At 40.7% G+C, this 6,454-nt stretch carries 6 protein-coding genes; 3 read left to right on the top strand and 3 right to left on the bottom strand.

Features of this window, described 5'->3' with window-relative positions; all coding sequences use genetic code 11:
• Positions 1 to 66: 66 nt before the first annotated feature.
• The 3 genes from purB to ROSEINA2194_RS13485 form a co-directional block, all read right to left on the bottom strand.
• The gene (purB, locus tag ROSEINA2194_RS13495; protein ID WP_044928124.1) at positions 67 to 1,518 is read right to left on the bottom strand and encodes an adenylosuccinate lyase; all 1,452 of its coding nucleotides are present in this window, start codon (positions 1,516 to 1,518) and stop codon (positions 67 to 69) included.
• Positions 1,519 to 1,566: 48 nt separating this feature from the next.
• A complete protein-coding gene (gene purF, locus ROSEINA2194_RS13490; RefSeq protein WP_007888241.1) occupies positions 1,567 to 3,015 on the bottom strand; it encodes an amidophosphoribosyltransferase in 1,449 nt (482 codons plus the stop codon).
• Positions 3,016 to 3,089: 74 nt separating this feature from the next.
• A complete protein-coding gene (locus ROSEINA2194_RS13485; RefSeq protein ID WP_044928123.1) occupies positions 3,090 to 3,962 on the bottom strand; it encodes a phosphoribosylaminoimidazolesuccinocarboxamide synthase in 873 nt (290 codons plus the stop codon).
• Positions 3,963 to 4,775: 813 nt separating this feature from the next.
• Between ROSEINA2194_RS13485 and ROSEINA2194_RS13475 the strand changes: the two genes are divergently transcribed.
• The 3 genes from ROSEINA2194_RS13475 to ROSEINA2194_RS13465 all read left to right on the top strand — a co-directional run.
• Positions 4,776 to 5,378 carry a Type 1 glutamine amidotransferase-like domain-containing protein gene (locus ROSEINA2194_RS13475; RefSeq protein WP_007888235.1) on the top strand — a complete coding sequence of 201 codons (603 nt, stop codon included), beginning with the start codon at positions 4,776 to 4,778 and terminating at the stop codon, positions 5,376 to 5,378.
• A gap of 54 nt (positions 5,379 to 5,432) precedes the next feature.
• Positions 5,433 to 5,939: a YunG family protein gene (locus tag ROSEINA2194_RS13470; protein ID WP_172727128.1), complete on the top strand. Its 507-nt coding sequence runs from the start codon at positions 5,433 to 5,435 to the stop codon at positions 5,937 to 5,939.
• 286 nt (positions 5,940 to 6,225) lie between these two features.
• Positions 6,226 to 6,454: transposase (locus ROSEINA2194_RS13465; RefSeq protein WP_044928122.1), on the top strand; the 229-nt coding region annotated here is incomplete at its 3' end.

Here is a 6,454-nt window from a genome sequence, read left to right as displayed (position 1 = left end):
AGCTGCCCCTCACAACCTATAAAAGCACTACAGAATCTGCGACACTACGCCAGTTAAACTCCGGTTTTATACATTAATCTCGGCTGTCATGCCAAGATCTTCTTTGTTTGCCTCCAAAATTGGATTCACAACATTTGCAAGGAATTTGTCCACCTGGATCGGTGCACGTCCAACATATTTCGATGGCTCCATAGTAGCCTGTAATTCCTCTAAGGTAAGATTGAAAGATGGATCTGCTGCGATCAACTCCAACAGATTGTTATCTTTTCCTTCTACCTTTACATTCTTGCCTGCTTCCATAGAAAGCTGACGGATTTTTTCATGTAATTCCTGACGGTTGCCACCATTTTTCACAGCGTCCATCATAATATTTTCCGTTGCCATAAATGGAAGTTCTGCCATCATATGTTTTGTGATCACTTTATCATATACCACAAGTCCATCCACGACATTCAGGCATAAGTCTAAGATACCATCGATTGCTAAAAATCCTTCCGGAATGCTCAATCTCTTATTTGCGGAATCATCAAGCGTTCTCTCAAACCACTGGGTTGCAGATGTGATAGCCGGATTCAATGCATCTACCATCACATAGCGTGAAAGAGATGCGATACGCTCGGAACGCATTGGATTTCTCTTGTATGCCATGGCTGAAGAGCCAATCTGATTTTTCTCAAATGGTTCTTCCACTTCCTTTAAGTGCTGTAACAGACGGATGTCGTTTGACATTTTGTGTGCACTTGCTGCAATTCCTGCCAGAATATTGGCAACTCTTGTATCCACTTTTCTGGAATAGGTCTGACCGGAAACAGCATAGCACTCCTTAAATCCCATTTTTGCTGCAATCATCGGATCGATCTTGTCAATTGTTTCCTGGTCACCATTAAACAACTCCAGGAAGCTTGCCTGCGTTCCGGTTGTTCCTTTGGAACCAAGTAATTTTAAACTTCCCATGACATACTCAAGGTCTTCCAGATCCATGATAAATTCCTGTGTCCAGAGTGTTGCTCTCTTTCCAACCGTTGTCGGCTGTGCTGGCTGGAAATGTGTAAATGCAAGTGTCGGAAGATTTTTATATTTATCTGCAAACTTTGCAAGTTCATTGATCACGTTGACCAACTTCTTGTGAACCAGCTTTAACGCCTCATTCATAACAATAATATCTGTATTGTCACCAACATAACAGGAAGTTGCACCGAGATGGATGATTCCTGCTGCCTTTGGGCACTGCTGCCCGTAAGCATATACATGGCTCATTACATCATGACGAACCAATTTTTCACGCTCTCTTGCAACATCATAATTGATATCGTCAGCATGTGCCTTCAACTCATCAATCTGTTCCTGTGTGATAACCGGTTTTCCGTTCTCACTTAAGCCAAGTTCCATCTCTGTCTCTGCTAATGCAATCCATAATTTTCTCCAGGTCTTAAACTTCATATCCTGCGAAAAAATGTACTGCATCTCCTTACTGGCATAACGTTCTGACAGAGGACTTGTATATCTATCTGTACTCATTTTTATCTCCTTTTGCTGTAAATTGTAATCTATTTCATCATACCACACTTAGCGTTCGAAGTCACCACGAATGTCCTCTTTCGGTGGCTCCAATGGATATTTTCCTGTAAAACATCCTTCGCAGATATTTAAGCCTTCCACCATCTCATGCAAACGCTCCACCTTCAAATATCCGAGCGTATCCGCTCCGATAATATCACGGATTTCTTCGATGCTCCGGTTATAAGCGATCAGCTGCTCTCTCTCCGGGATATCGGTTCCAAAATAACATGGCCACAAAAATGGTGGGGAACTGATTCTTACATGCACTTCTGTTGCTCCTGCATCACGAAGCATTTTTACGATCCTGTCCGATGTTGTACCGCGGACGATAGAATCATCGATCATGATGATGCGTTTTCCGTTTACGGCTTCTTTTAAAACATTCAGTTTCACACGAACACTCGATTCACGGCTGCTCTGTTTTGGTTTGATGAAGGTTCGTCCTACATAACCATTTTTTACAAAAGCAGTTCCGTATGGAATTCCAGACTGTAATGAATAGCCCAATGCCGCTGCATTTCCTGATTCCGGCACACCGACAACAAGGTCGGCGTCCACAGCCGAATCCATCGCAAGAAACCGTCCCGCCTTGATTCTTGATGCATAGACACTGACATTATCAATACGGCTGTCCGGTCTTGCAAAATAAATATATTCAAAAATACATCTTGCTTCCTGCTCTTTTGGCAGTGCCATCGATAAATCGGACTGGATTCCATTTTCCGGTGTAATGGTCACTACCTCCCCAGGCAGCACGTCGCGGACAAAATCGGCTCCGATCGTCTCCAGTGCGCAGCTCTCAGACGCAAGAATATAAGCGTTATCACGTTTTCCGATGCAGAGTGGTTTAAAACCAAAAGGATCCCTTGCGCCGATGAGTTTTCGCGGACTCATGACAACCAGCGAATAAGCTCCTTTTAATTTGCGGCAGGCTCTTCCGACTGCCTCCTCGACTGTCTTGGATTTCAGACGCTCTCTTGCGATATGATATGCGATCACCTCGGAGTCAATGGTCGTCTGGAAAATTGCTCCGGTATATTCCAAATCTTTGCGAAGCTCCATTGCATTGATGAGATTACCGTTATGTGCCAGTGCCAGCGTACCTTTTACATAATTTAAAACCAATGGCTGTGCATTTTCACGGGTGGATGCACCCGCTGTGGAATATCGCACATGTCCAACTCCGATATCTCCCTTCATCGGTTCTAAATTATCCTGGGCAAACACTTCATTTACAAGTCCCATTCCTTTATGGGAAGTCACTTTTCCCTTCGGTCCCTCTGTCTCGCTGACTGCGATACCACAGCTTTCCTGTCCTCTGTGCTGCAACGCAAACAGTCCGTAATAAATGGTAGACGCCACATCTCCCCCATCAAAATCATACATTCCAAAGACACCACATTCCTCATGCAGATCATCCCATGGTGTATCTTTTTCAAACTCGTTGTTATACATATAATCGTTTCTGCCTTTCCGCTGGTTTCCTGAAAATCCAGGTCAGTGTAACTCCATCTATGCCCTTTGGCATTTTATTTAAATTCTTTACCGGTTAATAATGCAAATGCTTCTTTGTATTTATCAACGGTCTTTGTTACTACCTCTTCCGGTAAAAGGAAATCATTGTCAGGGTTTGCTTTTAACCAGTCTCTCACATACTGCTTGTCAAAGGATGGCTGTCCTTTTCCTGCTTCATATCCCTCTAAAGGCCAGAATCTAGAGCTGTCCGGTGTCAACATTTCATCACCGAGAACAACATTTCCATTCTCGTCCAAACCAAACTCAAATTTTGTATCTGCAATAATGATCCCTTTGCTCAAAGCATATTCTGCACATTTTTTGTAAAGGGCGATGGTTGCGTCTTTAATTTTGGTTGCATATTCCTCACCTTTTCCCGGATGAAGTTTCTCTAACACTTCCACACTCTGCTCAAAGGAAATATTCTCATCATGATCCCCAAGATCTGCCTTTGTACTAGGAGTATAAATCGGTTCCGGTAATTTATCGGATTCCACCAGACCTTCCGGAAGTTTGATTCCACAGACTGTACCATTTTTTTTGTAGCTTGCCCAGCCGCTTCCTGTGATATAACCACGAACGATACACTCGATTGGAAGCATGTTCAGTTTCTTGCACATCATGCTGTTTCCATCGTATTTTTCATTCTGGAAAAATTCAGGCATATCTTTCACATCTACAGAAATCATATGGTTTGGAACGATGTCTTTTGTATAGTCGAACCAGAACTTGGACATCTGTGTTAAGATTGCACCTTTTTTTGTGATCTTATTTTTTAAAATATGGTCAAATGCTGAAATTCTGTCGGTCGCTACGATGATCAGGCTGTCTCCGTTATCATAGACCTCACGTACTTTTCCTTCTTTTACTGGTTTAAATTCCTGCATTGATTTATCCTCCTTGTTTTTGCGGAGCAAAAATCCGAGTCCTATACGAGGAGAGGATTTCGCCTCCTTGTTTTTGCGAAGCAATATTATACCACTATTCTAATACACACGCTTTTGCAAAGTCAATGTGTTTACCTGTTCTTTGCCCTTTTACACATATAGAAAATCCGCCGCTTTTTATAAGTATTTTTGTGCAATTTATATCTGATTATTAGTGTTGCTTATATATGTATTTACCTGTTCTAATTTGACAGATATAAGATAAGTATCCATCGTTTCATTAGCGTAGTGTCGCAGATTTTGTGGTGCTTCCTCAGGGGCTGAAGGGGCATGTATGAGCGTCCTCTCACAAGTCATGATTTTATATGTAATGAAAAAGAAAAACGGTACAGACGAAATATGATGTTCCTGTTCACCGGGCATAGCGCTGGGCTTCTGAGCAAAAATTTTGTGAAACAGAGGCTTCACAAAATTTTTAGAACCCCAGCTCCATGGCTCACGAAGGAAATCATATTTGTCTGCACCGTTTTTCTTTCATTTACGCTGTGAATGACTTGTGAAAGGACGCTTATACATGCCCAATTTACGCTATGAACCGCACCACAGAATCTGCCAATTTACGTTATGGAACTCTTGGTTATAAGATGAACGCCTATGAGGGAATGGCAAAAACCAATCTACATTCTCAAAGTAAATTAATTATAACTTCTGTAAATCGATTTTAACAGAATGAAGTAGGATTGTAAGTGTAATTATGGTAGAATAATGATATTAATGAAGTTGATCAATCGAAATTTATAAAGGAGAATATTGATGAAATTATTTTTATGTTCGCACTTTTCAAGTGTAGGAAGTCTGATAAAGGAAGAAATTGAAAATAAGAAAGTCGCATTTATTCCAACAGCTTCACTGCGTGAAGGCTACACCGGTTATGTCGGCTCGGCTCGAAAATTATTCAAAAAGTTGGGAGCGATCGTAACTGAAATTGATATTTCAACGGAGGCTTATTCAACGATACAGTCTGTTTTTGAAGAAGCAGATGTGATATATTTTACCGGCGGAAATTCTTTCTTTCTTATGGACCAGCTCCGTAAAACGGGAACTGATGGACTGCTGAAAAAGGAATTGGCAAATGGAAAATTGATGATCGGCGAGTCGGCAGGCGCAATTATATGCGCTCCAAGCATCCAATATATCGAGCAAATGGATGAAAAGCCGGAGGACTACTCACAAGAAGATGATGCAGGGATTGATTTGATTGATTTCTATGTTCTTCCGCATTATCTTACAGCACCATTTAAGAAAGTTACCGAGAAAATAATGACTGAGTTTTCGGATTTGAATCTATGCCCAATTAACAACCGTCAGGGAATTGTAATTGATGGTGAAGATTCAAAGGTTATTTGCAAAGACTAATTTGAAAATTCCAGTTTTTAGAATTGATATAGCTTTGACATGAAAGGAAATCCTATGAGTGGTGCAATAAAAAAGGCTTTAGGAAATTTGGAAGAAATAGTGCCGGCTGGTGCTGATGGTTCTTATTATCAGGGACAGAAATTGGCTGAAAAAAGATGTCAGGAAGTAGCTGCATTCCCTGGGATTGATACATTACATAAGTTGTATGCAGTGTTGAGAAAAACGTGGACGGCAGAGACAGCATATCCGTCATGTCAGGCAGAATGGGTTTCGACCGATCCTTCCTATGGGCAATGTGCTATTACAGCAATGCTTGTTTATGATATGTTTGGAGGAAGTATTCATCGTATCAGAGTGAACGGAGGAGGAACACATTATTTCAATAAAATTGATGGATGTTATGTCGATCTTACCCGTGAGCAATTCGATTTATACGATATTCCGATCGTATACGAACCTAATGAGCAAATGAAAAGAGAGTATTGTGGAAAGACCCCTGACACTAAAGGGCGATACCATCAGTTGCAGAAAAATATTATTCGTTATTTAAAGATTGAATGAAATTCAAGTTTATAGTAGGAATTCATTCTATAACCGGGAGTTCCATAACGTAAATTGCAGATTTTGTGGTGCAATTCATGACGTTGACCGGGCATGTATGAGCGTCCTCTCACAAGTCATGCGTAACGTAAATGAAAGAAAAAGAGGCTGTGAAAAAAGAATAGTCCCGAAAAAAAGAAAGACCAAGAGTTTATAATGAACTCAAGGTCTTTCTTTCTGTTATAATTAATTTGTGAAAAAAATTAATAACATAATCTATTCTAACCCAAAACAGGCAGTTTTGCCAATGCTAATTCAAGATTATTTGGACATCTGTGATCCAGTGCTGACTTTTGATAGATTTATGGGAGAAATCGAACTGGAGAAATATCTGAAAAATATTCCTCAACATTATACAGGAAGACTCAGATATGACCCGGTCAGCATGTTGAAAACAGTTTTGTTTGGATTTATGGCGAATGGCTATATATCATTGCGTGAACTGGAGGATCAGTGTAAAGTCAATCTCCGCTTCG

The organism is Roseburia inulinivorans DSM 16841, assembly GCF_000174195.1.
Classification (GTDB): Bacteria; Bacillota; Clostridia; order Lachnospirales; family Lachnospiraceae; genus Roseburia; species Roseburia inulinivorans.
Note: the sequence above shows the minus strand (reverse complement) of the source record. Positions and strands in the feature narration are given on the sequence as shown.

Coding starts and splice junctions, on each gene's coding strand:
- ROSEINA2194_RS13470 (WP_172727128.1), top strand. CDS start 5,433: ATGAGTGGTGCAATAAAAAAGGCTTTAGGAAATTTGGAAGAAATAGTG.
- purF (WP_007888241.1), bottom strand. CDS start 3,015: ATGTATAACAACGAGTTTGAAAAAGATACACCATGGGATGATCTGCAT.
- ROSEINA2194_RS13485 (WP_044928123.1), bottom strand. CDS start 3,962: ATGCAGGAATTTAAACCAGTAAAAGAAGGAAAAGTACGTGAGGTCTAT.
- purB (WP_044928124.1), bottom strand. CDS start 1,518: ATGAGTACAGATAGATATACAAGTCCTCTGTCAGAACGTTATGCCAGT.
- ROSEINA2194_RS13475 (WP_007888235.1), top strand. CDS start 4,776: ATGAAATTATTTTTATGTTCGCACTTTTCAAGTGTAGGAAGTCTGATA.